At 64.4% G+C, this 24,285-nt stretch carries 21 protein-coding genes; 6 read left to right on the forward strand and 15 right to left on the reverse strand.

From position 1 onward, the window contains the following. Position 1 precedes the first annotated feature (1 nt). The 5 genes from BJQ17_RS07830 (at position 2) to BJQ17_RS07850 (ending at position 7,644) form a co-directional block, all read left to right on the forward strand. The gene (locus tag BJQ17_RS07830) at positions 2-1,075 is read left to right on the forward strand and encodes a microcin C ABC transporter permease YejB (RefSeq protein WP_003251466.1); all 1,074 of its coding nucleotides are present in this window, start codon (positions 2-4) and stop codon (positions 1,073-1,075) included. 1 nt (position 1,076) lies between these two features. Further along, positions 1,077-2,096, forward strand: a complete 1,020-nt coding sequence (locus tag BJQ17_RS07835; protein ID WP_003251467.1) for an ABC transporter permease — start codon at positions 1,077-1,079, stop codon at positions 2,094-2,096. 1 nt (position 2,097) lies between these two features. Beyond that, the gene (locus tag BJQ17_RS07840; protein ID WP_070095848.1) at positions 2,098-3,705 is read left to right on the forward strand and encodes an ABC transporter ATP-binding protein; all 1,608 of its coding nucleotides are present in this window, start codon (positions 2,098-2,100) and stop codon (positions 3,703-3,705) included. Positions 3,706-3,849: 144 nt separating this feature from the next. Then, a complete protein-coding gene (locus BJQ17_RS07845; RefSeq protein WP_003251469.1) occupies positions 3,850-4,317 on the forward strand; it encodes a helix-turn-helix domain-containing protein in 468 nt (155 codons plus the stop codon). A gap of 396 nt (positions 4,318-4,713) precedes the next feature. Then, on the forward strand, positions 4,714-7,644 hold the full coding sequence (locus tag BJQ17_RS07850; protein WP_070095849.1) for an aminotransferase: 2,931 nt from the start codon (positions 4,714-4,716) through the stop codon (positions 7,642-7,644). A 3-nt stretch (positions 7,645-7,647) separates the two neighbouring features. On the opposite strand, the gene BJQ17_RS07855 is transcribed toward BJQ17_RS07850, so the two are convergent. Further along, positions 7,648-8,883, reverse strand: coding sequence for an NAD(P)/FAD-dependent oxidoreductase (locus tag BJQ17_RS07855; RefSeq protein ID WP_070095850.1), 1,236 nt, complete (start codon positions 8,881-8,883; stop codon positions 7,648-7,650). Positions 8,884-8,961: 78 nt separating this feature from the next. Here BJQ17_RS07855 and BJQ17_RS07860 point away from each other — a divergent pair, with 78 nt between their 5' ends. Continuing rightward, entirely contained in the window at positions 8,962-9,867 is a 906-nt protein-coding gene (locus BJQ17_RS07860) for a LysR family transcriptional regulator (RefSeq protein WP_003251473.1), read from the forward strand. A 47-nt stretch (positions 9,868-9,914) separates the two neighbouring features. Here BJQ17_RS07860 and BJQ17_RS07865 read toward each other — a convergent pair whose 3' ends face one another. The 14 genes from BJQ17_RS07865 to BJQ17_RS07930 all read right to left on the reverse strand — a co-directional run bounded on the left by BJQ17_RS07865 (position 9,915) and on the right by BJQ17_RS07930 (position 24,178). Beyond that, complete coding sequence (locus BJQ17_RS07865; RefSeq protein WP_003251475.1) at positions 9,915-10,610, reverse strand: response regulator; 696 nt, start codon at positions 10,608-10,610, stop codon at positions 9,915-9,917. Beyond that, positions 10,607-13,261: a sensor histidine kinase KdpD gene (locus BJQ17_RS07870; protein ID WP_003251477.1), complete on the reverse strand. Its 2,655-nt coding sequence runs from the start codon at positions 13,259-13,261 to the stop codon at positions 10,607-10,609. Before BJQ17_RS07870 ends, BJQ17_RS07865 begins: the two co-directional genes overlap by 4 nt. Positions 13,262-13,410: 149 nt before the next feature. Beyond that, the gene (gene kdpC / locus BJQ17_RS07875) at positions 13,411-13,968 is read right to left on the reverse strand and encodes a potassium-transporting ATPase subunit KdpC (RefSeq protein WP_003251480.1); all 558 of its coding nucleotides are present in this window, start codon (positions 13,966-13,968) and stop codon (positions 13,411-13,413) included. Positions 13,969-13,978: 10 nt separating this feature from the next. After that, positions 13,979-16,033: a potassium-transporting ATPase subunit KdpB gene (kdpB, locus tag BJQ17_RS07880; RefSeq protein ID WP_070095851.1), complete on the reverse strand. Its 2,055-nt coding sequence runs from the start codon at positions 16,031-16,033 to the stop codon at positions 13,979-13,981. Positions 16,034-16,042: 9 nt separating this feature from the next. After that, positions 16,043-17,737, reverse strand: a complete 1,695-nt coding sequence (kdpA, locus tag BJQ17_RS07885) for a potassium-transporting ATPase subunit KdpA (RefSeq protein WP_070095852.1) — start codon at positions 17,735-17,737, stop codon at positions 16,043-16,045. A 9-nt stretch (positions 17,738-17,746) separates the two neighbouring features. After that, a complete protein-coding gene (gene kdpF / locus BJQ17_RS07890; RefSeq protein ID WP_003251485.1) occupies positions 17,747-17,836 on the reverse strand; it encodes a K(+)-transporting ATPase subunit F in 90 nt (29 codons plus the stop codon). A gap of 238 nt (positions 17,837-18,074) precedes the next feature. After that, positions 18,075-19,127, reverse strand: coding sequence for an AI-2E family transporter (locus BJQ17_RS07895; RefSeq protein ID WP_019750854.1), 1,053 nt, complete (start codon positions 19,125-19,127; stop codon positions 18,075-18,077). Positions 19,128-19,139: 12 nt separating this feature from the next. Continuing rightward, entirely contained in the window at positions 19,140-19,934 is a 795-nt protein-coding gene (locus BJQ17_RS07900) for a DUF4892 domain-containing protein (protein ID WP_003251489.1), read from the reverse strand. A 109-nt stretch (positions 19,935-20,043) separates the two neighbouring features. Next, complete coding sequence (locus BJQ17_RS07905) at positions 20,044-20,898, reverse strand: alpha/beta hydrolase (protein ID WP_003251491.1); 855 nt, start codon at positions 20,896-20,898, stop codon at positions 20,044-20,046. Continuing rightward, positions 20,895-21,683, reverse strand: a complete 789-nt coding sequence (locus BJQ17_RS07910; protein WP_003251493.1) for an alpha/beta fold hydrolase — start codon at positions 21,681-21,683, stop codon at positions 20,895-20,897. Before BJQ17_RS07910 ends, BJQ17_RS07905 begins: the two co-directional genes overlap by 4 nt. Positions 21,684-21,775: 92 nt before the next feature. Further along, the gene (locus BJQ17_RS07915) at positions 21,776-22,150 is read right to left on the reverse strand and encodes a hypothetical protein (protein ID WP_070095853.1); all 375 of its coding nucleotides are present in this window, start codon (positions 22,148-22,150) and stop codon (positions 21,776-21,778) included. 163 nt (positions 22,151-22,313) lie between these two features. Then, entirely contained in the window at positions 22,314-22,772 is a 459-nt protein-coding gene (gene sixA, locus BJQ17_RS07920) for a phosphohistidine phosphatase SixA (RefSeq protein ID WP_012051746.1), read from the reverse strand. Beyond that, positions 22,769-23,116, reverse strand: a complete 348-nt coding sequence (locus tag BJQ17_RS07925) for a DUF4389 domain-containing protein (RefSeq protein WP_003251499.1) — start codon at positions 23,114-23,116, stop codon at positions 22,769-22,771. Before BJQ17_RS07925 ends, sixA begins: the two co-directional genes overlap by 4 nt. A gap of 36 nt (positions 23,117-23,152) precedes the next feature. After that, positions 23,153-24,178 (reverse strand): NAD(P)H-dependent glycerol-3-phosphate dehydrogenase, encoded by a 1,026-nt coding sequence (locus tag BJQ17_RS07930; protein WP_010954935.1) that lies wholly within the window; start codon positions 24,176-24,178, stop codon positions 23,153-23,155. Positions 24,179-24,285: the final 107 nt, after the last annotated feature.

Genomic DNA, 24,285 nt, shown 5'->3' on the forward strand with positions numbered 1-24,285 from the left:
GATGCTGGCCTACATCCTGCGCCGCCTGCTGCTGATCATTCCGACCCTGTTCGGCATCCTCATCATCAACTTCATCATCGTCCAGGCCGCCCCCGGTGGCCCGGTCGAGCAAATGATCGCCAAGCTCGAAGGCTTCGAAGGCGCCACCAGCCGCATTGCAGGTGGCGGCGCCGAGGTTTCCGTGGCCGGCTCCAACTACCGCGGCGCCCAGGGCCTGGACCCGGCCCTGATCGCTGAAATCGAGCGCATGTATGGCTTCGACAAGTCGCCGCCCGAGCGCCTGTGGATCATGGTCAAGAACTACGCCCGGCTGGACTTCGGCGACAGCTTCTTCCGCGACGCCAAGGTCATCGACCTGATCGCCGAGAAGATGCCGGTTTCGATCTCGCTGGGGCTGTGGAGCACGCTGATCATGTACCTGGTGTCGATCCCGCTGGGGATCGCCAAGGCGGTGCGCCACGGCAGCCACTTCGACGTGTGGACCAGTTCGGCGATCATCGTCGGCTACGCCATCCCGGCCTTCCTGTTCGCCATCCTGCTGATCGTGCTGTTCGCCGGTGGCAGCTACTTCGACTGGTTCCCCCTGCGTGGCCTCACCTCCAACAACTTCGACGAACTGAGCACCACCGGCAAGGTGCTGGACTACTTCTGGCACCTGGTGCTGCCGATCACCGCGCTGGTCATCGGCAACTTCGCCACCATGACCCTGCTGACCAAGAACAGCTTCCTCGACGAGATCAACAAACAATACGTGGTCACCGCCAAAGCCAAGGGCCTGAGCCGATCACGGGTGCTGTACGGTCATGTGTTCCGCAACGCCATGCTGCTGGTGATCGCCGGTTTCCCTTCGGCGTTCATCGGCATCTTCTTCACAGGCTCCTTGCTGATCGAGGTGATCTTCAGCCTCGACGGCCTGGGCCTGATGAGTTTCGAAGCGGCCATCAACCGCGACTACCCGGTGGTCTTCGGCACCCTGTTCATCTTCACCCTGCTAGGGCTGGTGGTGAAACTGATCGGCGACCTGACCTACACCTTGGTCGATCCGCGCATCGACTTTGCCAGCCGGGAGCACTGACATGGCCTTGTCCCCCCTCAACCGCCGGCGCTTCGAGCGCTTCAAGGCCAACCGCCGTGGCTGGTGGTCGCTGTGGCTGTTCCTGATTCTGTTCGGGCTGAGCCTGGGCGCCGAACTGATCGCCAACGACAAACCGATCGCCGTACGTTACGACGGCCAATGGTACTTCCCGGCGTTCAAGCGCTACCCGGAAACCACCTTCGGCGGGGAATTCCCGCTGGAAGCCAACTACAAGAGCCCCTACATCCGCGAGCTGCTGGCGAAGAAAGACAGCTTCGTGCTGTGGGCACCCATACCGTTCAGCTACCAGAGCATCAACTATGACCTGCGCGTCCCCGCCCCCGCCCCACCTTCGGCGGACAACTGGCTGGGCACCGACGACCAGGGCCGCGACGTGCTGGCGCGGGTGATCTACGGCTTCCGCATTTCGGTTCTGTTTGCCCTCACCTTGACCGTGGCCAGCTCCATTATCGGCGTCATCGCAGGCGCCCTGCAGGGGTTCTACGGTGGCTGGGTCGACCTGGCCGGGCAACGCTTTCTGGAAATCTGGTCAGGCCTGCCTGTGCTGTACCTGCTGATCATCCTGGCCAGCTTCGTGCAACCCAACTTCTGGTGGCTGCTGGGCATCATGTTGCTGTTCTCGTGGATGAGCCTGGTGGATGTGGTACGCGCCGAGTTCCTGCGCGGGCGCAACCTGGAATACGTGCGCGCCGCACGCGCCCTTGGCATGCGCAACGGCGCAATCATGTACCGGCACATCCTGCCCAACGCCATGATCTCGACCATGACCTTCATGCCGTTCATCCTCACCGGCGCCATCGGCACCCTCACCGCCCTGGACTTCCTCGGCTTCGGCCTGCCCGCCGGTTCGCCCTCGCTGGGCGAACTGGTGGCGCAGGGCAAGTCCAACCTGCAAGCGCCATGGCTGGGCATCAGCGCCTTTGCCGTGCTGGCGCTGATGCTGAGCCTGCTGGTGTTCATCGGCGAATCCGCCCGCGACGCCTTCGACCCGAGGAAGTGACATGAGTGAACAGAACCTGATCGAAGTGCGGGACCTGGCCGTGGAGTTCGTGACCGGGGACCAGGTCAACCGAGTGGTGGACGGCGTCAGCTTCGATATTCGCAAAGGCGAGACACTGGCCCTGGTGGGCGAAAGTGGCTCGGGCAAATCGGTCACCGCGCACTCGATCCTGCGCCTGCTGCCCTATCCCCTGGCCAGGCACCCCAGCGGCAGCATCCGCTACGAAGGCAAGGACCTGCTCCAGCAGAGCGAGAAGACCCTGCAGCGCATTCGCGGCAACCGCATTGCGATGATCTTCCAGGAGCCGATGACCTCGCTCAACCCGCTGCATTGCATCGAGAAGCAGATCAACGAAATCCTCCTGCTGCACAAGGGCCTGACGGGCAAGGAAGCGACTGCGCGCACCCTGGAGTTGCTGGATATGGTCGGCATTCCAGAGCCGCGCAAGCGCCTCAAGGCCCTGCCCCACGAATTGTCGGGCGGCCAGCGCCAGCGGGTAATGATTGCCATGGCGCTGGCCAACGAGCCCGAGCTGCTGATTGCCGACGAGCCGACCACGGCGCTGGATGTGACCGTGCAGCTGAAGATCCTCGAGCTGCTCAAGGAATTGCAGGCGCGGATGGGTATGGCCCTGCTGCTGATCAGCCATGACCTGAACCTGGTGCGCCGCATCGCCCATCGTGTGTGCGTGATGCAGCGTGGGCAAATTGTCGAGCAAGCCGAATGCGCCACGCTGTTCAGCTCGCCACAGCATCACTACACACAGATGCTGATCAATGCCGAGCCCAGTGGGCTGCCGGCACACAACCCGGTGGGTGCGCCATTGCTGGAGGTGGATGACCTCAAGGTCTGGTTCCCGATCAAGAAGGGCTTTCTGCAGCGCACGGTCGACCATGTGAAGGCGGTGGACGGGGTCAACTTCAGCTTGCCCCAGGGCCAGACGCTGGGCATTGTTGGCGAATCCGGGTCGGGCAAGTCCACATTGGGCCTGGCCATCTTGCGGCTGATTTCCAGCCAGGGCGGCATTCGCTTTCATGGGCAGAACCTCCAAGGGCTTAACCAGAAAGCCGTGCGCCCCCTGCGGCGGGAAATGCAGGTGGTGTTCCAGGACCCGTTTGGCAGCCTGAGCCCGCGCATGTGCGTGGCGGACATTGTCGGTGAAGGGCTGCGCATCCACGGCATTGGCACCGCGCAGGAACAGGAAGCGGCGATTATCGCGGCCCTGGAGGAAGTAGGCCTGGACCCCCGCACGCGCCATCGCTACCCCCATGAGTTTTCCGGCGGGCAGCGTCAGCGCATTGCCATTGCCCGGGCGCTGGTGTTGAAGCCAGCACTGATTCTGCTGGATGAACCCACGTCCGCACTGGACCGCACCGTACAGCGGCAGGTGGTGGAATTGCTGCGTAATCTGCAGCAAAAGTACAACCTGACCTACCTGTTCATCAGCCATGACCTGGCGGTGGTGAAGGCGTTGAGTCACCAGTTGATGGTGATCAAGCATGGGCATGTGGTGGAGCAAGGGGACGCGCAGGCGATCTTCCATGCGCCGCAGCATCCGTATACCCGGCAGTTGCTGGAGGCGGCGTTTTTGGAGGTTGGGGGTTCGTAGGGAAAGGGGGCGTGTTCGCCAAGCAATCATCCTTTGATCGGTCGTTTCGTTTATTGCGATTTTCGAATATTTCGAATATAACTCGAACTCAGGCTGTTGCATCGTTGCCACAGCCCCGCAATCGATACCCCCCTGGAGATGCCCATGACCACCGCCAACCTCTCTCGCCATGTGCTTCCTGATGAGAAAGAAATTGCCGTGGCAGTCGAGTCAAGCCGCACGCTGGCAGCGTTCCTCTCGACAAAATCAGATACCCAACGGATCGAACTGCTCAACGAGGAAAATCAGCGCCAGGTTGTTGAAGTACCTACTTTCGCCCTACGCCTATTCGGCGAGATTCTCAGCGAACTGGCCCTGGGTAACTCAGTCAAAGTCGTTCCAATCCACGCCGAACTAACTACCCAGGAAGCAGCAGACCTGCTTAACGTCTCCCGGCCGCACTTGGTAAAGCTGCTCGACGAAGCGGTGATTCCGCACACCAAGACAGGCCGCCATCGTCGTGTCAAATTCTCCGACCTGGTTGCCTACAAGGACAAACGTGATGGGGTGAGCCGGACTGCGATGGATGCGCTAGCAGCCCAAGCTCAGGAATTGAAGATGGGGTACGAATGAAGCACTCGCCCTTCACGGCCATATACGACGCGAAAGTACTTTACAGTCCTCGAAGCTGCCCAGCGGCAGCGAATATCGCTGAAGAACCCACCGCACAACGTACAGCAGTATCTCGACAGGCTGCTTCAGCAGAAGCTTCCCGAGACTGTGAAACTGCTTTCAGCATTCAAGTTCCTCCTCTGAGTATGTCCAGCAGACTTTCTTTGGCAGCAAGGCAATCATCCGGGATTGATCAGCCATGCACGTAAAACCAAGCCTATGAAAAGCCTCGCTCGTTACCACGCCAACAGAATCAAGCAGCGGTGATCAATTTTTCTGACAATAATCGTCTTCCATCATCAGCCGAATAGGGCATAAATTCTCCGCCGTCAACTCCCAGTACCCACGGTAGAGCCCATGTCCAGTCCACAACACCAGCCCGCTTCCCCTGCCCTGGCCACCCTGATCCAGCGCTCCGGCCTGCCCAGCCCAACGCTGAGCGAAGCCCAGGCACACGCCGTGCTGCAGGCCCACTATGGCCTTGCCGGCAACCTTTCGGTACTGGGCAGCCAGCAAGACCTGAACTTTCGCGTGGTCACACCGCAGGGTGGCTATGTGCTGAAGGCCTGCCACGGCAGCTACGCCCAGCTGGAGCTTGAAGCCCAGCACGCCGCCCTGGCCTTCCTGCGCGATCAAGGTTTGCCGGTACCCGCCGTGCGCTCAGCCCACAACGGCATGGGGTTGCTGGAACTGGACATCGACGCGCAACCACTGCGCCTGCGCCTGCTCGATTACATCGAAGGCCAACCGCTGACCCGCCTCAAGCACATGGAGCCGCGCCTGATGGCTGAACTGGGCGGGCTCTGTGCAAAGCTGGACAAGGCGCTTGCCCATTTCGATCACCCGGGCCTTGCGCGTACCTTGCAATGGGACCCGCAGCATGCCGGGGCACTGATCGATCACCTGCTACCGGTGCTGCAGGACAGCGGGCAGCGCGCCCGCATCGAACACGCCACGCGACAGGCCAACGAGCGCCTGATGCCGCTGGTCGATCAACTGCCCAGTCAGGCCGTGCACCTGGACATCACCGACGACAACACCGTGTGGGCCCGTGATGCCCAGCGTCAGTGGCAACTGCAAGGCGTGATCGATTTCGGCGACCTGCTGCGCACCTGGCGTATCGCCGACCTGTCGGTGACCTGCGCTGCGCTGTTGCACCACGCCGAGGGCGACCCACTGCGCATCCTGCCCGCCGTGCAGGCCTACCAGGCGCTCAACCCGCTGACCGAGGCCGAACTGCGCGCCTTGTGGCCGCTGGTGGTGAACCGCGCTGCCGTGCTGGTGCTGAGCAGCGAACAACAGCTAACCGTCGACCCGGGCAACCAGTACACCCGCGATAACATTGCCCACGAATGGGAAATTTTCGACACGGCCACCGCCGTGCCTTTCGCCCTGATGGAGGTGGCCATTCTGCAGGCTGCAGGCCTGCAACCCACGGCGCCGGACTGGAGCGACTGCGCCCCCCTGCTCCCCGAGCTGGCCGGGCAGGCTGTCACACGGGTGGACCTGGGGGTCCTGAGCAAACACTTCGAGGCCGGCAACTGGGAGCAACCCGGTTACGACCTGCATCTGCTGACGTCGCAAGCCGCCCCGGCCTGCAGCCTGCACGGGCAGTACCGCCTGTCGCAAACCCATATCGATCGCCCCGAAGAGCCCGCCACCTGCGCCCTTTTCGTCGAGCTGCATGTGCCCAACGGCAGCCCGGTGCAAGCGCCGGCAGCCGGCACCTGGCAGCACCGCGGCGACGGCCGGGGCTGCCTGCGCACCCCGCATTGGGCTTTGTGGCTGCAAGGCCTGGAAGACGCACCGGCAGACGGCCAGGCCGTGGAGAAAGGCCAGCCCCTGGGCAGCAGCTGCGGCTTCCTCAGCGTGCAGGTATGCCTGGACAATGGCACCCAGCCGCCGCGCTTTGCCACGCCGTCACAAGCCGCCGCCTGGCTGGCCCTGTGCCCGTCACCGGCCGCCCTGCTGGGCTTCGATTGCGATGCCGAGCCGCTACCCGATCCGCAAGCGCTGCTGGCCCGCCGCGATGCCAGCTTCGCCCGCTCGCAGAAGCACTACTACGCGCAACCGCCGCACATTGAACGTGGCTGGCGCAACTACCTGATCGACATGCAGGGCCGTTCCTACCTGGACATGCTCAACAACGTCGCGGTGCTGGGCCATGGCCATCCACGCATGGTTGCCGAGTCGGCGCGGCAGTGGTCGCTGCTGAACACCAACTCGCGCTTCCATTACGCAGCAATCACCGAATTCTCCGAGCGCCTGCTGGAGCTGGCCCCCGAAGGTTTCGACCGGGTGTTCATGGTCAACAGCGGCACCGAGGCCAACGACCTGGCGATTCGCCTGGCCTGGGCCTACAGTGGCGGGCGCGATCTGCTCAGTGTGCTGGAGGCCTACCACGGCTGGTCGGTGGCCACCGATGCCATCTCCACGTCGATCGCCGACAACCCGCAAGCCCTGGAAACCCGCCCGGACTGGGTACACCCAGTCGAAGCGCCGAACACCTTCCGCGGCCGCTTCCGCGGGGCCGACAGCGCCGCCGACTACCTGCAGGACGTCGACGCCAAGCTGGCTGACCTCGACGCCCGTGGCCGTCAGCTGGCGGGCATCATCTGCGAACCGGTGTACGGCAATGCCGGCGGTATCTCGCTGCCCGCAGGCTACCTGCGCGCAGCCTATGCCAAGGTCCGCGCCCGCGGCGGGGTGTGCATCGCCGACGAAGTGCAGGTGGGCTATGGCCGCCTGGGCGAGTACTTCTGGGGCTTCGAGGAACAGGGCGTGGTGCCGGACATCATTACCATGGCCAAGGGCATGGGTAACGGCCAGCCACTGGGCGTGGTCATCACCCGTCGCGAAATCGCCGAGGCGCTGGAGGCCGAGGGCTACTTCTTCTCCTCGGCCGGTGGCAGCCCGGTCAGTTGCCGCATCGGCATGGCGGTGTTGGATGTCATGCAGGAGGAAGGCCTGTGGGACAACGCCCGTGACACCGGGCGCTACTTCAAGGCACGCCTGCAGGCGCTGGTCGACAAGCACCCGCTGGCCGGCGCGGCACATGGCTCGGGCTTCTACCTGGGGCTGGAACTGGTGCGCGACCGCACCACCCTGGAGCCAGCCACCGAAGAAACCATGATGCTGTGCGATCGCCTGCGTGACCTGGGCATCTTCATGCAGCCGACCGGCGACTACCTGAACATCCTCAAGATCAAGCCACCGATGTGCACCAGCCGGGCCAGCGTGGACTACTTTGTCGACAGCATTGACCGGGTGCTGGACGAAGGCCTGTAAGTGTCAAGGCGTGGGCCCGACGGCTGCGGCCCACGCCTGTAATGCCTCACACGCGGCCATGGCCACCTGTTCATCGGTGCGCCCGGTGAACTGCCGCTCGATCGCATCGGCGGCAATCAGCCCGGCAATGGTGGGCTTGCCGACAGCATCGGTCAGGTCCAGCCATTCCCCCCAACTGGCGGGTACGTCGTACCAGCGCAGGTAGCCTGAGGGTGAGCACGGCCACCATCGCTCATCGAACTGCAGAATCACTTTCTCCAGCTTGCCCATCCCCAGATGCGCCAGCGCTCCCTGCTGTGTTTCAGGTAACGCAGGGGTAAAGTGCAACGTTTTCAGAACCCCCACCGGGACTGTGCAAATGCAGAAGTCGCACACCTCTTCATTTACCTTGACGCGCGCGCTCGACCAGTCGATGTGGGTGACAGGACTGTTCAGGCGGATATCCAGGTGCTTCGACAGCAAGCCGACAAGCTCGCTGTAGCCGCCTGGCAGCATACGATCACCATGCCCGACCCCCTCTTCATCCAAGGCACAGACCGACAGTTGCTCGACGGGCAAACACGCTTCCAGTACAAGGTTGGCGTCGATGGCGAACTGCGTGGCACGCGCGAGCGCGGGGTCGAGTGTGGCCATGTAGCCATCGATCGCCTCAGACAAAGGTTGTTGCCGATCGAGACGCCTGGTCAAGGCATCCCAGGCGGCGTCGATATCCGGCACCGCCCCGCCGCGTGCTGCCGCAAGCGGGCAACTGAAATCGGTCTCGACGCAAACCAAGCCATGCTGAAGTGCAACAGCGGCCAATGGATTCTCGGCGAAATGCTGAAGCCATGCCGCACCTTCATCTGCTTTCACGCCGCCCAACTCGACAGTGTGCGTGCGCCCACCCGTTCGCCCACGCGCCTCCAGCACCGTGCAATCGACCCCCCTTTCCCGCAAGCGTTGAGCGGCAGCCAGGCCTGCACACCCCGCACCGATCACGATCACCTTGCTCGCACCGGCACTCACGGCTGCCTCGGCGGCACGCAGCCCATCATTCCACGCACCATGAGTCATTGCCGGAGCGCTGGCATTACAAGCTTCTCCAGCGATGACCAAGCGCCCATGCAGCACTTGGCCCAGGGCGCTTCGATGCAACGGCGACCCTCCAGGCAGCAAGGCACTGTAGGCACCGAGGCTGAATGGGTCGCAGCTCCAGTGGGTGACATGCCACGCGGTTGGTCTGTGCACGCTTTTCTCCATTGAGGGGGCTGTCCTGCAGGTGCATTAATGTTCATAATTTTTAGCAATAAAAGATGATCATCATCAGGTTTACTGACAATGGCCTTTACCAGCGACTCCCTGGCGATTTTCCTCGCGGTGCTCGATGCCGGCTCGTTCTCCGCCGCCGCCCGCAAGCTGGGCCGTGTGCCTTCAGCCGTGAGCATGGCAATCGCCCAACTGGAAGCGGAACTGGACCTGCCCCTGTTCGACCGGGCCACGCGCAAAGCCTTGCCCACCAACGCCGCCCTGGCGCTGGAGCCCCAGGCCAGGCAGGTCATCTGCCAACTCAACCTGCTGGATGCCCAGGCCCTGCAATTGCACAAAGGCCTGGAAAAGCGCCTGACCATCGCCATGGCGCCCGAGTTGCAGACCGGCCGCTGGAGCCAGCCGCTGGAAATCCTCGCCCAGGCATTTCCCAGCCTGGAAGTCGAGGTACGTTCGGCCACCCAGACCGAAGCCATTCGCCTGCTGCATGACGGCAGTGTGCAATTGGCATTGGTGTTCGAACGGCCCGGCATCGATGAGCGCGAATCCTTCCTCGAAGCCGGCAGCCAACTGCTGGTGGCCGTTGCCTCACCACGCCATCCGGCCGGGCAGAACAGCGGTACGCCATTGCCTGAAGAGGCCTTTGCCGAACAACGGCAGATCATCGTGGCTTCGGGCAAGGCCACCGGATCGGACCCACGCATGGTGCTGTCCCGGCGCATCTGGCTGACCGACAGCTACCTGGCCACGCTGGACCTGGTGCAGTCCGGGCTGGGCTGGGCCTACCTGCCGCAGCCATTGGTCGAACCGCTGATTGCCTCGGGCGCGCTGGCCGAGGTGCGCTTCGACAACATGGCCAGCCGCCTGCGCTTGTGGGTAGACATCATCTGGATCAAGTCGCGCCCGTTGGGCCTGGGCGCGCGACGCTACCTGGAAGTCATTCGCCAGCTGTTCGAGAAGGAGCCCCCCAGGGCCTGACACCCTTGCGCACGTCCAGGCCCTGCAGGCGATCGCCTTTGGGAGGGTTATGCTGTCGGCGCTACTAACCTGTAGCCAACCCCCGCCTCGGTAATGATGAACCGCGGCGCCGTGGGGTCATCGCCCAGCTTCTGTCGCAGATGCCCGACCACGATGCGCAGGTAGTGGGTATCCTCCGCATGGGTCGGCCCCCAGATATCCTTGAGCAACTGCTGCTGGGTAATCACCCGCCCAGGGTGCCCGGCCAATAGCGCCAGCAAAGCATACTCCTTGCGTGTCAATGCCACCTCCACGCCGTCGAGCGTCACCCGGCGGAAGGCAAAATCCACCGTCAGCGGCCCAAAGCTGGCCGCCACTTCCGAGCCGCCGGCTTGTGGCACCTGGCGCAGCAACGCCCGCACGCGCGCGAGAAACTCCTGGATACCAAACGGCTTGGTCACATAGTCATTGGCGCCACCATCCAGCGCATCGACCTTCTGCACTTCACTGGCACGCACCGACAACACCATCACCGGCACTGCACTCCATTCGCGCAACTCACGCAGTACCTGCTGGCCGTCCATGTCCGGCAGCCCCAGGTCGAGCACCACCAGGTCCGGCTTGCCCAGTGCCGCCTGGGCCAACCCTTCGGCACCGGTGGCGGCCTCCAGCACCTTGTAGCCTTGCGAGGCCAGGCTGATACGCAGGAACTTGCGGATCTGCGGTTCATCGTCGATGACCAACAGGGTGGCGGAGTGGCTCATGGGGTTTCGCTTTCGGCTTCAGGTTGAGGAGGCAGCGGCAAGCATAGAGTGATGCTGGTGCCTTGGCCATCAATGCCTTCGCCCACCAGAATCTGCCCGCCATGGGCACCGATCATGCCCTGGCAGATAGCCAGGCCCAGCCCGGTACCCTGCCCGCCGCGATCGCCACGGGCGGCGGTGTAGAACATGTCGAAGATTTTCTCGCGGTCGGCTACGGGAATGCCGGGGCCCTGGTCGCTGACGGTCAAGCGCAGCTGGTCGTCATGCACGGCCACCTGCAGCTCAAGCCGACCATTGACCGGCGAAAAGCGTGCGGCGTTTTCCAGCACGTTGACCAGTGCCTGCTCGATCAACGCCGCATGCACGAACAGCAATGGCAGCTCGGCCGGCACGTCCGTGTGCACACGCAGCGGCGCCAGCACCACCCGCAGGCGGTTAAGCGCACTGCCGACGATATCCGCCGGGGCCACCCAGTCGCGGGCCAGCTTGAGGCCGCCATGGCCCAGGCGGGTCATGTCCAGCAGGTTCTGGATGTAGCGATCGAGGCGTTCGGCCTCGTTGCGGGTGCCCTCCAGCAGCTCGCGACGGTCTTCGGCCGGGATCGCGTCGCCCAACGCCAGCAGGCTGTCGATACTGCCACGCATGGCGGTCAACGGCGTGCGCAAGTCATGGGATACGGAAGCCAGCAGGGCGCTGCGCAGTTGCTCGGTTTCGCCGTGCAGGCGTGCGGCTTCCAGCTGTTCGGCCAGGCGTGCGCGGGCCAGGGCCTGGGCCAGGGGCTGGCCCAGGGCGGTGAGCAGGCGCCGCCGTGGGTCGCTGAGCGGCTGCCCGTTGCGCGGGCGCACGCCCAGCAGCGCCAGCGGCTGATCGTCCACCGCCAATGGCCACCACCACCAGCGGCCATTAGGCAGGGTATCGCTGCCGTGGCCGGCGGCCTGCCCGTGCTGCCAGGCCCAATCGGCAGCCGCCCGTTCGGTGTCGCTGAAGGTGCAGGCTTCCCCGCTGGCCACTTGCAACTGGCCTTCGGCGTTGCGCTCCAGCAAGCACACCTGGGTGTCCTGCCAGCCGTCCAGGTGCTGGCCGGCAGCCTTGAATATGGCTTGGCGGTCGGTGGCTACCGTCAAGCGGCGAGACAGGTCGAGCAACTGGCTGGTCTGCGCCTGGGTCTCGCGCAGCGCCTGCAACTGGCGACGCTGGCGCGCGGCCAGGTTGCCGGTGAGCGCAGCCATCAACAGAAAGAACACCAGGGTCAGCACGTCTTCTTCGCGCTGAATGGTGAACGAGAAGTTGGGCGGTATGAACAGGAAGTCATAGGCCAGGAACGACAGCGCGGCGCAAGCCAGCGCAGGTCCCAGGCTACTGCGCACTGCGACCAGCAACACCGCCGCCAGGAACACCAGCGAGATATTGGGCAGCGCCAGCACACTGGACACCGCCCAGGCCAGACCCGCAGCCATCACGGTGGCCAGCAGCGCCAGCAGGTAATGACGCCACACCCACACCCGCCGCACGGCTGAACGCGGCGCTGGCGGCTGCACGTCGCGGTCCAGCACGTTGATTTCCAGGCCACGGCTTTCGCGCAGCAGCCGCGCCGCCACACCCGCGCCGAACAAACGCCGATGCAGGCGGTTGCGGGATTGCCCGACCAGCACCAGGCTGGCCCGCCGCTCGACAGCATGCTGGATCAGCGTGCGGGCCACTTCCCCAGCCCGCAGCAGCACCACCTCCCCGCCCAGTCGCTCGGCCAGTTGCTGCGCGGCTTGCAAACGATGCCGTGCGGTTTCGTCACGCAGGCGGCCGTTGTCCACATGCACCAGGCTCCAGGGCAGGTGGCGGCGCTGGGCCACGCGGCTGGCATGGCGCACCAGGCGTTCGGCCTGGTCGTCACCGTCTATGCCCACCAGCAACCGGCCGCGCAAGGCCGGCGCCTCCTGGCCGCGCTGACGATAGCCGTGGGCCAGGTCGGCATCGACCTGAGCAGCGGCGGTCTGCATGGCCAGCTCGCGCAGGGCGGTGAGGTTGGTTTGCGAAAAATACGCATCAATGGCCGCCCGAGCCTGCTCGGGCACGTACACCTTGCCTTCACGCAGGCGTTCGAGCAGCTCTCGCGGAGGCAGGTCGATCAGCACCAGCTCGAACGCCTCCTGCAGCACCCAGTCCGGCAGGGTCTCGCGCACTTGCACGCCGGTAATGTCGCGGACCTTGTCGTTGAGGCTTTCCAGGTGCTGGACGTTGACCGTGGTGTACACGTCGATGCCTGCGGCCAAGAGTTCTTGCACGTCCTGCCAGCGTTTGGCGTGGCGGCTGCCGGGGGCGTTCGTGTGGGCCAGTTCGTCCACCAGGGCCAAGGCCGGCGCGGCACGCAACAGGCCGTCAAGGTCCATTTCCTCGAGGGTGACGCCACGGTACTGGCTACGCAACAAGGGCTGCTGATGCAGCCCTCCGAGCAACGCTTCGGTTTCGGCGCGGCCATGGGTTTCGACCACCCCGGCCAACACCTGCACGCCCTGGCGTTGCTGGGCGTGTGCGGCCTGGAGCATGGCGAAGGTCTTGCCGACGCCGGGGGCAGCGCCGAGGAACACCTTCAGCCGGCCCCGGCCGGTGCGTGGGAGGTTGGCCAACAGCGCATCGGCGCGGGCGGAGTCACTCATGTTTCATCCTTTGCTTTTTCCAGCAGCCGGCCACTTCAGGGAAAGCCCCCTTAACGTGTAGGAGCGGGTTTACCCGCGAATACGTCAGTGGCACCACCACCGCATTCGCGGGTGAACCCGCTCCTACAGGCTTCCTGCCAGCGCTTCGATTACCTGACAATGGCGAGCTTTTCCAAGGCCTGGTTCAACGCCAGCACGTTGACCACCGGCGGGCCGATCAATGGGTGGAGGGTGGCCTGTTCCAGCAAGGCTTGCAAGCGCTCGACCGGCAGCTGCCGTGCCGCCGCCACCCGCGGGATCTGATAGGCCAAGGCCTCCGGTGGCAGGTGCGGGTCCAGGCCGCTGCCCGAGGTGGTCAGCAGCGCCTGCGGCACTGGCCCCTGCTGCGCCTGATACAACGTGGCCGCATCGCCCTTTACCCGCTCAGCCAGCGCCGGGTTGCTCGGCGACAGGTTGCTGGCGCCGCTGGCCACGGTCGCGTAGGCACCTGCCGAGGGCCGCGAGTGGAACCAGCCATCGCCCTGGAAGTCCTGGGCGATCAATGCCGACCCCCGCACCTGGCCTTGCGCATCGCGTACCAGGCTACCGTTGGCCTGGTTCGGGAAAGCGACTTGGGCAATACCGGTCACCGCCAGCGGATACAGGGCGCCCGTCACCAGGGTCATCAACAAAGCCAGGCTCAATGCCGGGCGTAGATAAGCAGTCATGGCGGCCTCCTCAGACCAGGTTCAGGGCGTTGAGCAGCAGGTCGATCAGCTTGATCCCGGCAAACGGCACCACAATGCCACCCAGCCCGTAGATCAGCAGGTTGCGCCGCAACAGGTGCGCCGCACTGGCCGCCTGCACGCGCACCCCACGCAGCGCCAGCGGGATCAGCACGATGATGATCAGCGCGTTGAACACGATCGCCGACAGGATGGCGCTCTGCGGGCTGGCCAGTTGCATCAGGTTGAGCACACCCAGTTGCGGGTAGATGGCAGCGAACAGCGCCGGCAGGATGGCGAAGTATTTGGCCACGTCGTTGGCAATGGAGAACGTTGTCAACGCACCGCGGGTGACCAGCAGCTCCTTGCCGACCTGGACTACGTCCAGCAGCTTGGTCGGGTCGCTGTCCAGGTCGACCATGTTGGCGGCCTCCCGCGCAGCCTGAGTGCCGTCATTCATGGCCATGCCTACGTCAGCCTGGGCCAGTGCCGGGGCGTCGTTGGCACCGTCGCCACACATGGCAACCAGGCGGCCGTCATTCTGCTCCTGGCGAATACGCGCCAGCTTCTTCTCGGGCGTGGCCTCGGCCAGCACGTCATCGACCCCCGCTTCGGCGGCGATGGCGGCCGCAGTCAACGGGTTGTCGCCGGTTACCATCACCGTGCGGATGCCCAGCTTGCGCAGCTCGGCGAAGCGCTCGCGGATGCCAGGTTTGACCACGTCCTTGAGGTGGATCACACCCAGCAAGCGCTTGTCGACGCACACCAGCAACGGGGTGCCACCACTCTGCGCGATGCGTTCGACTTCACGGGCCAGCGCCGCCGGCATTTCCAGGCGTTGCATACCGACGAAGGCCAGCACCGCATCGACGGCGCCCTTGCGGTACCGGTGCTGCTGGAAGTCGATGCCCGACAGGCGTGTCTCGGCGCTGAAAGCCACCGCGTCGAACTGCCCGGCAGGCGGGTCGACAAAGTCGTGCAACTGGCGCAGGTATTCGACAATCGATTTGCCTTCAGCGGTGTCGTCGGCCAGCGAGGCCAGCAAGGCGCCCCCCCCCAGCTCCTTGGCGGTAATGCCCGGTGCAGCATGCAGTGCGCTGCAGCGGCGGTTACCGAAGGTGATGGTGCCGGTCTTGTCGAGCATCAGCGTATGCACGTCCCCGGCCGCCTCGACGGCGCGGCCCGAGCGGGCAATGACATTCAGCCGTACCAGCCTGTCCATGCCGGCGATACCGATGGCCGACAGCAGGCCGCCGATGGTGGTCGGGATCAGCGTCACCAGCAGCGCGGCCAGGAAGATCAGCGGCAGGCTGCCACCCACGAAGTGGGCGAACGGCTGCAAGGTCACCACCACGATCAGGAAAATCAGGGTCAGGCCGATCAGCAGGATGTCGAGGGCGATTTCGTTCGGGGTCTTCTGCCGCTTGGCCCCTTCAACCAGGGCGATCATGCGGTCCAGGGTCGACTCGCCCGGGTTGCTGGTGATGCGGACAAGCAGCCAGTCGGAGACCAGCCGCGTATTGCCGGTCACCGCCGAGCGGTCGCCACCTGATTCGCGTATTACCGGCGCGGACTCGCCGGTAATGGCGGCCTCGTTGACGGCCGCAATGCCTTCAATCACCTCGCCGTCGCCGGGGATCATTTCGCCGGCGACCACGCGTACCACGTCATCCTTGCGCAGCGCGCTGGCAGCTACCGTCTCGTAGCTGCCATCACGCAGACGACGCTGGGCGGTCAGGCCCTGGCTGCCGGCCTTGAGGCTGTCGGCGCGGGCCTTGCCACGGCCCTCGGCCAACGCCTCGGCGAAGTTGGCGAACAACACGGTGAACCACAGCCACAGGGCAATCTGCACCGCAACGCCGGTGCTCACGCCGCCGCCGGGGGCAAAACACAGCACGGTGGTCAGCACCGCGGTCAGGGCCACCACCAGCATTACCGGGGAGCGCTTGAGCTGACGCGGGTCGAGCTTGACGAACGCCTGCACCAGCGCCGGGCGCCACAGCGCGGCGAAGCGGGTCTGGTCCTTGGCATTGTGCCGGCTATTCACTTCAGGAATGGGCATGTTCATGATCGGTCCTCAAAAACCCAGGCTAAGGTGTTCGGCGATTGGCCCAAGGGCCAGGGTCGGCAGGAAGGTCAGGCCACCGACCAGCAGGATGGTCACCAGCAGCAAGCCGGTGAACAGCGGGCCGTGAGTCGGGAAGCTGTTCTGCCCCAGCGGCGCGCTTTTTTTCGCCGCCAGGCTGCCGGCCAACGCCAGTATCGGCAGGATGTAGCCGAAGCGGCCGATGAGCATGGCCAGGCCGATCATCAGGTTGTGGTACACGGTGTTGGCGCCAAACCCGGCAAAGGCCGAGCCGTTGTTGGCCGAGCCCGAGGTATAGGCGTACAGCAACTGGCTGAAACCATGCGCCCCCGGGTTGGTGACCGCCCCGGCCGGGCCGGGCAGGCTGGCGGCGATGGCGCCAAGTACCAGCACGCCGACCGGCATCACCAGCAGGGTTGCCACCAGAAGCTGCACTTCACGGGCCTGCAGCTTCTTGCCCAGGTATTCCGGGGTACGGCCAATCATCAGCCCGGCCAGGAACACCGCGATAAGGACGAACAGCAGCATGCCGTAGAGGCCCGCGCCGACGCCGCCGAATATCACCTCGCCGACCATCATGTTGACCATCGCCACCATACCGGTCAGCGGGTTCAGGCTGTCGTGCATGGCGTTGACCGAACCGTTGGAGGCGGCGGTGGTGGTGACCGTCCACAGCACCGAACCGGTGGTGCCGAAGCGGCTTTCCTTGCCCTCCAGGGGGGCGGTCTGCTGCACCTGCGTGCTTTCCAGGGCCGGGTTTGGCTGGTGCTCGGACCACAGCGCCGTGCTACCGCCGATCAGGAACAGGGCAAGCATGCAGGCGAGGATGGCGCGGCTCTGACGCAGGTCCTTCACGTAGTGACCGAAGGTGAACACCAACGCCACCGGAATGAGGATGATCGATGCCACCTCGAACAGGTTGCTCCAGGCCGTTGGGTTTTCGAACGGGTGCGCCGAGTTGACGCCGAAGAAGCCACCGCCATTGGTACCCAATTGCTTGATGGCGATCTGGCTGGCGGCCGGCCCCAGCGGAATGGTCTGGTCGGCACCTTGCAAGGTCAGCGCGTGGGCGTAGTCGGCAAAGGTCTGCGGTACGCCCTGCCACACCAGCAACAGTGCCAGCAGCAAGCACAGCGGCAGCAGGCCGTAGAGGGTGGCACGGGTCATGTCGACCCAGAAGTTGCCCAGCGTCGTCGCGCTGCGCCGGGCGATACCGCGGCACAGGGCAACCAGCACGGCCAGGCCGGTGGCAGGGCTGACAAAGTTCTGCACGGTCAGGCCAAGCATCTGGCTCAGGTAGCTGACCGACGCCTCACCGCTGTAGGCCTGCCAGTTGGTGTTGGTAACGAAACTGACGGCGGTGTTGAACGCCAGCGACCATTCCTGGCCAGGCAGGTGCTGAGGGTTGAGTGGCAGGTAGCCCTGCAACAGCAGCACGCTGAACAGCAGCAGGAAGCCGACCAGGTTGAACGCCAGCAGGGCCAGGGTGTATTGCCGCCAGTTCTGCTCCTGGCTGGCGTTCACACCCGCCAGCCGGTAACAGCCCTGCTCGACCGGCCCCAGCACAGGCGTCAGCCAGGTACGCTGGCCTTCCATAACCTTGAAGTAGAACCGCCCGAGCCAGGGTGCTGGTAGCAGCACAATGGCAAAGAATGCCAGGAGCAAGGCGAAATCGTAACTGTGCATGGCCGCTCCCTAGCTGCGATCGGCGCGCAGCAGCGCCACCAGCAGATAAAACGCCAATGCCACTGCCAGCAGCAGTGACAGCCCGTCGAGCATGTTCATGTGTGGTTCTCCCCGTGTTACGGCTTGGGCCGCTTTGGGGAAATTGTCCGAGGGAGGGGCGTAAAGGGGCGAGATCGGGGGATGGGGGTGGGGATAAAGAATGCGTAAAGATCAGCGTTGTGGTTTGCCTGTAACGGCCTCTTCGCGGGTTCGCTCGCTCCCACAGGTACTGCACAGCCTTCAAGGCCTGTGTGGTAGATGTGGAAGCGGGCAAACCCGCAAAAGGGCCGTTACAGGCTTATTGTTGTGGCGGCTGCTGCGCCGCGTTACGGCTCCAGTCCAGCAGCAGGCTGTAGCCTACCGCCAGCAAGGTCGGCCCGATGAACAGGCCAATGAAGCCGAAGGCAAGCAAGCCGCCGAACACGCCCAGCAGCACGATCACCAGCGGCAGGTTGCCACCACGGCTGATCAGGTAGGGTTTGAGCACGTTGTCCACGCCGCTGATGACGAAGGTGCCCCAGACGCCCAGGAACACCGCCATGCCGTATTCGCCCTTCCACACCAGCCAAGCGGTGGCCGGGATCCAGGCCAGTGGCGGCCCCATGGGGATCAGGCTGAGCATGAAGGTCACCAGCCCCAGCACGATCGCCCCAGGCACCCCCGCGATCAGGAAGCCGATCAGCGCCAGCAGGGCCTGCGCGGCCGCCGTGCCGATCACCCCGTTGACCACCCGCTGCACGGTAGCGGCTACCAGGTCCAGGTAATACTCGGCGCGTTCGCCCACCAGCCGGTGCAGCAAGCGCAGCACGAATGCCGCCAAACGTGGCCCGTCGCGGTAGAAGAAGAACACGAACACCAGACTCAGGGTCAGTTCCAGCACGCCGCTGCCGATCTGCGCGCTGCGCGCCAGCAACCAGTTGCCCACCTGCCCAAAGTAAGGCTTGATCGAGGTAAGCAAGGCTGCGCCTTGCTGGTCCAGCGATTGCCAACCGTTGACCAGACGCTCGCCAACGAATGGAATGCCACCCAACCAGGCCGGCGCATCGGGCAGGCCGTCGACCTGCACGTCACGCACAAACGCCGTAGCGTCGCGAATGTGATCGGCCAGGTTGAACCCCAGCCACACCAGCGGCAGTGCCACGATCAGGATCCAGGCCATGGTCAGCAGGCCGGCTGCCAGCGTCTCACGACCGCCCAGCAGGCGCGTAAGGAAGCGCATCAACGGCCAGCTGGCAAAGGCCAGGATGGCCCCCCACAACAATGCCGATATGAACGGTGCCATCACCCACAGGCCGGCACCTAGCAACGCCACCAGCAGAATCTGGACCAGCAGGCGATCATTGTTAACCATGAGGGTGCTCGTTCAAGGGATCAGTTCAAGGTGCAGGCCGTCTGTAGGCGCACTGCCGACTTCAAGACGGCGATTGCGCACCCCGGCCTTGACCAGCGCCTCGCGCCAGGCCTCAGCCTGGGCGCCACTGAGGCTGACACGCAAGGTGCTGTCAAGGTTCAGGCTGCGGGCCAGCAGGTTTACCCAGGCGTCTTGCGGCGCAGCAAGGTCAGGGTAGTCGAGCTTGCCGGTGTCACGCATTTCGCGCAGCACCGTGGCAGCGGTTGGCAGCAGCTCGCCCAGCGGGCTGCCTGCGATGAACTCTTCCACATGCAGATAGGCACGGCGGTTGCCACGGGTAACGCTGTACAGCGCGACCAGGGTGTCGGCCTCGTCTGCCGAGCGGCGTAGCAGGATGAACGCCTGCTGCTCGTCGCCTCCGTTGAGGCGGGCATTGGCGAACACATCATTGGCCCACAGGCTGGCCTCACCGCAATCACGCCCCTGACACCAGAACAACGGGTAGCCACCGTCGCGCACAAGTGCTTCGCGGGCACTGGTGAAGGCCTCGCGTGCAGTCCGCTCGACGGGCAATTCGTAGGTTACCGAGCTGACCTGACCGCGGCTTTCGACTTTGTCATCGACCCGCAGGCGGCCACTGATCTTGCGTAGCGGGCCCATCGGGTAGACCCGCTCCTGTTCCGTCGCCGGGCGTTGATCGACCACCTTGGCGTCCTGCGGGACCGGCAGGACGCCGGCCCACGACACGGGGGTGGCGAGCACCAGACAGGCAGCCAAGGCAGTGCGAATGGAAACGGGTACGCTCATTGGCGAACCAGGCGGCGCTCAGCGCCGAATTGAAGCTCCAGGATGTCTGGCAGTTGCATGGTTGTCTCCCTGTTCAACCCGCCAAGCCTCGACACTTGTCCGGTGCAAGTCAAGCAAAGCCAAAGAAGCGATTGATACAGTCTGCAACAAGGGCCGCGCCCTGCGCATCGTTCAGGTGCAGGTGATGGCCGCCGGGTAGTGTCACCTGTTCAAAGGGTAGCTGCTCCAGCAACCCGGTGTGGCGCGCCAGCATACCGTCGGCGGCCACCACCAAGAGCGCCGGGCAACTCACCCGCCGCACATAGGCCATGGCCTGGGCCTCGCTCAGGCGCACCGGCGAGGGCAGGGTCAGCCGGCTGTCGCTGCGCCAGCTGTAGCCACCGGGCACCGGCATCAGGCCACGTTGGGCCAGCAGCTCGGCCGCTTCACGGCTGACCGCGACCATGCCTTTCATCCGGGCTTGCACCCCTGCTTCCAATGTCGCATACACCGACTTGCGCTTGCCATCCAGCCGCAACTGGGCTTGCAGTGCCATCCCTAAGCGCTCACCTGCGTCCTGCTCGGCGCCAGTCGGCGGGATCACGCCGTCGATTAGCGCCAGGTGACTGACCCGATCGGGCAATGCACCGGCCAGTTGCACCGAAATGATCGCGCCCAGCGAATGCCCCAGCAGGGCGAAACGCGGCCAACCCAGTTGCTCGGCCACGCGCAGCACGTCATGGGCATAGTCGGCCAGGGCATAACCGGCGCCAAGCGGGCGGTGCTCCGAATAACCATGGCCGGCCAGGTCCAGGGCGACGAGGCGCAGACCTTTCAGTTGCGGTGCCAGGCGGGCAAAGCTGTTGGCATTGTCCAGCCAGCCATGCAGGGCAATCACCGGCAGCCCGTCTTCGGGGCCGAACAGGTGTGCAGCCAGTTCGATATGGCCCAGGCTCAGACGAATTTCCTCAACGTGTGCGCTCATGCCTGGCTCCAGCGGTCGAACAGGCCCTTGATCAGGCTGGCAGTGTCGGCCGGGCGCTCCAGCGGGAACATGTGCCCACCCGGTACACTGTGGTATTCACCTTTGGGCATACTGCGCACGGCCAAGGTGTGGTGGCGACGAATGACGTTGCTCCGGTTGCCGCGCACCATGGCCAGCGGCACCTGCAACTGGCGCGCGGGGGCGGGGCTGGTGTGCGGGATGCTGCGGTAGATGCTGATTTCAGTAGCAGGGTCGAAGCGCAACTGTAGCCCTTGCTCCACCACCTGCAGGCCATGTTCTACATAAGCGTCGAGGCAATCGGGATCGAAATGGCGGAACAGTGATTTGCCAGCGAAATAGTCCCGGGCGCTGTCGCGGTCATTGAACGTTTCGCGACGCCCCAGGGTGCGCCCGGCCGGTGTGATGCGGTCGATGAAACCAAAGCGCTTGGCTGTGCGCAGCAGCCATTGATCAGCGCGGGTGAGCACCGGGGAGTCGAGCATCACCAGCCCCCGGTAGTACTCGGGGCAGCGCAATGCCGCGTGCAGGTGCAACACGCCACCCAGCGAATGGCCGACGCCCCAGACCGGCTGGTCCTGCTGCGCCAGGTGATGCAACAATTCATCGACCAGGCTTTGCCAGTTTTCGTCCACGGGAAAGCGCGGGTCATGCGCATGCTGGGCCAGGTGCTGCACCTGATAGTCCGGCGCCAGCGCGGCAAACAGCTTGCCGTAGGTGGCCGATGGGAAACCGTTGGCATGGGCGAAGAAGATCTGCTGCGACATGGCGCCTGATCCGGACCGGAATGATGGCCCATTGTCTGCATCGCGGGGCGGTTCGGCAATGTCCATAAAGGTCATCGGCGAGGGGGATCAGGTCATGCCGAGCGGTCGAAACTGCTCAGCGACCGACGCAGGCAGGCCTGCATGTAGGCCACTTGGCTCTCCAGCGCCTCGCGGGCCAGACGCTGGTCCTGGTAGTCCAGTTGCAGGCGGCGCAAGGCCAGACAACTGGTTTGCAGCAAGTGCGAAACCCGCAGGCAGGCATCCTGCAGCGTCCGCAGGTCCTGTTCGCATTGTTGCCTCGCAGCAGGGTCCAGCCCGGGGTTGTCGGTCACCTTGCGCATCAGGTGGTAAAGCTTGGCATCGGCCGATTCACGCAGCAGGCTGTATTGGGCGAAATCCAGCGAGGTACCTTGGTCAACCTGTTCCAGGGTGGGTTGCAGGTCCAGGGAACTCAACAGCTCCAGCATTTCACCCCTCATTCGCCGTTCCCTGATATTTGCCATGTGGCAACGCTAGCAAGCGGTGGTGAAGTGCGACAACTGACAAAAATGCCAGTTGCCTTATCGCTCTTTACCCATGCCAGCATTCAGAATGCGAGCGAAACAGTGGCCTGCACAAGCCATGGGAAGTTCACGCGGGTGAGTGGATGGCCCGAAGCGTCATCAGCCCGGCCAGCGGCCACTCCCCTTCCAGTTCTGCCAGGCTGGCAGTGCTCATGGCTGCCGGCTGTTGCCTGTGGCCGTGCTCCAGTGCACCGACCAAGGTACCTACCAGCGGCTGGTGGCTGACCAGCAGCACATGCTCAAGCCCCAGGCGCTCGATTTCGCCGATGACCTGCTGTACATCACCCTCGGGCGTCAGCCAGGGCACGGTGCGCACCGGTTCGGCGAAACCCAGGGTGTCATGCACCAGCGCGGCGGTCTGCTGGGCGCGTACGTAAGGGCTGGCGACAATCGCCTGCAATGGCTGCCCGATCAGGTAAGCCGCACTGTGCAGCACCTGCTCGCGACCATGGGCCGTCAACCGGCGCTCGGCATCTGTCTTGGCCCGCGGCTCAGCTTCACCGTGGCGCAGCACCCACAGCTTCACAGCTTGGGTTCCTCGTCACGCACCGGATGCGCGGCCGGTGCCACGGCGTGCGCGGCTTCACCTTCCGGCGCACGCGGGGCCGGCCAGTCTGCGAACGGCCATGGCTTCTGGTCGCTGTGGAAACTGCCGAAGCGACCAATCTGTGCCAGGTACTGGCTCAGGCTGTCGCCGAAGTTCATCAGGCTGGCGCTGGGCGCGCCATACACCAGTCGGTAGATCAGCTGTACCAGCACCAGGCCACCCAACAGCAACTCGGCCAGTTGCCAGACCACCAGGAACACCAGCATCCACAGCACCCGCAGGATGATCGACTCGCGCTGGGCGCGTTCGGGCGTATCGTTCATGTGTTGCTCCTTGCTCGTGTCAGAGCCGCCAAGGGCTCAGTTGAAACCGCTGATGGAAATGAAATCGACATCGGTCTTGGGCTCGGCGCGCATCAGGTGCTCGATCACCTGGTTCAGCGTGCGGCCTTCGAACAGGATGGCATGCAGGCCGGCCACCAGCGGCATGTACACCTGCACTTGCTGGGCCTTGGTCTTGAGCACCTTGAGCGTGTTGACCCCCTCGGCCACTTCGCCCAGGCGGTTGACTGCCTCTTCCAGGCTTTGACCCTGCCCCAGTGCGTAGCCAACCTGATAGTTGCGGCTCTTGGGCGAGGAGCAGGTGACGATCAGGTCACCGACACCGGCCAGGCCGAGGAAGGTCATGGGGTTGGCGCCCTGGCTGACGGCGAAACGGGTCATCTCGGCCAAGGCCCGGGTAATCAGCATGCTCTTGGTGTTCTCGCCCATCCCCAAGGCCACAGCCATGCCGGCGATGATCGCGTAGACGTTCTTCAATGCACCGCCCAGTTCGACGCCGAAACGGTCGGCACTGGCGTAGACGCGGAAGGTGCGCCCGTGCAGCACGGCCTGTACCTGCTGGCACAGATCTTCGTGCTCACTGGCCACCACTGTGGCAGTCAGTGCATGTTCGGCGATTTCGCGCGCCAGGTTGGGCCCTGACAAAACGCCGATGCGCGCCTCGGGGGCGATTTCTTCGAGGATCTGGCTCATCAGCTTGAAGCTTTGCGCTTCGATGCCCTTGGTCAGGCTGACCAGGCCTTTGCCGCGCAGCAGCTCGGCATGCGGTGCCAGCACGCTGCGCAAGGCACTCGATGGCAGGGCAACGAAGATCAGCTCGCTGGCCTGCAGGGTGGCCAGCAAGTCGTTGACCGGCTCAACCCCATCGTGCAGGCGGATACCCTTGAGGTAGCGCGGATTCTCGCGATTCACACGCATGGCCTCGGCCTGCGCCGGGTCGCGCATCCATTGACGCACCGGCACACCGTTTTCCGCCAGCAGGTTCGCCACGGCGGTGCCGAAGCTACCGCCGCCCAGAACCGCAACAGGTTGCTGTTCAGTCATATCCAATCCATTAAAGCCAAAAGTTAAGTGGCGACCCCGCCATTATACGGCTCGCCTGCCATGCGCCAAGGTCAGCAACGCAGATCACACTGTCATGGCCACGTTGC

Origin of the sequence: Pseudomonas sp. NBRC 111139 (assembly GCF_001753955.1) — a bacterium.
GTDB lineage: Bacteria > Pseudomonadota > Gammaproteobacteria > Pseudomonadales > Pseudomonadaceae > Aquipseudomonas > Aquipseudomonas alloputida.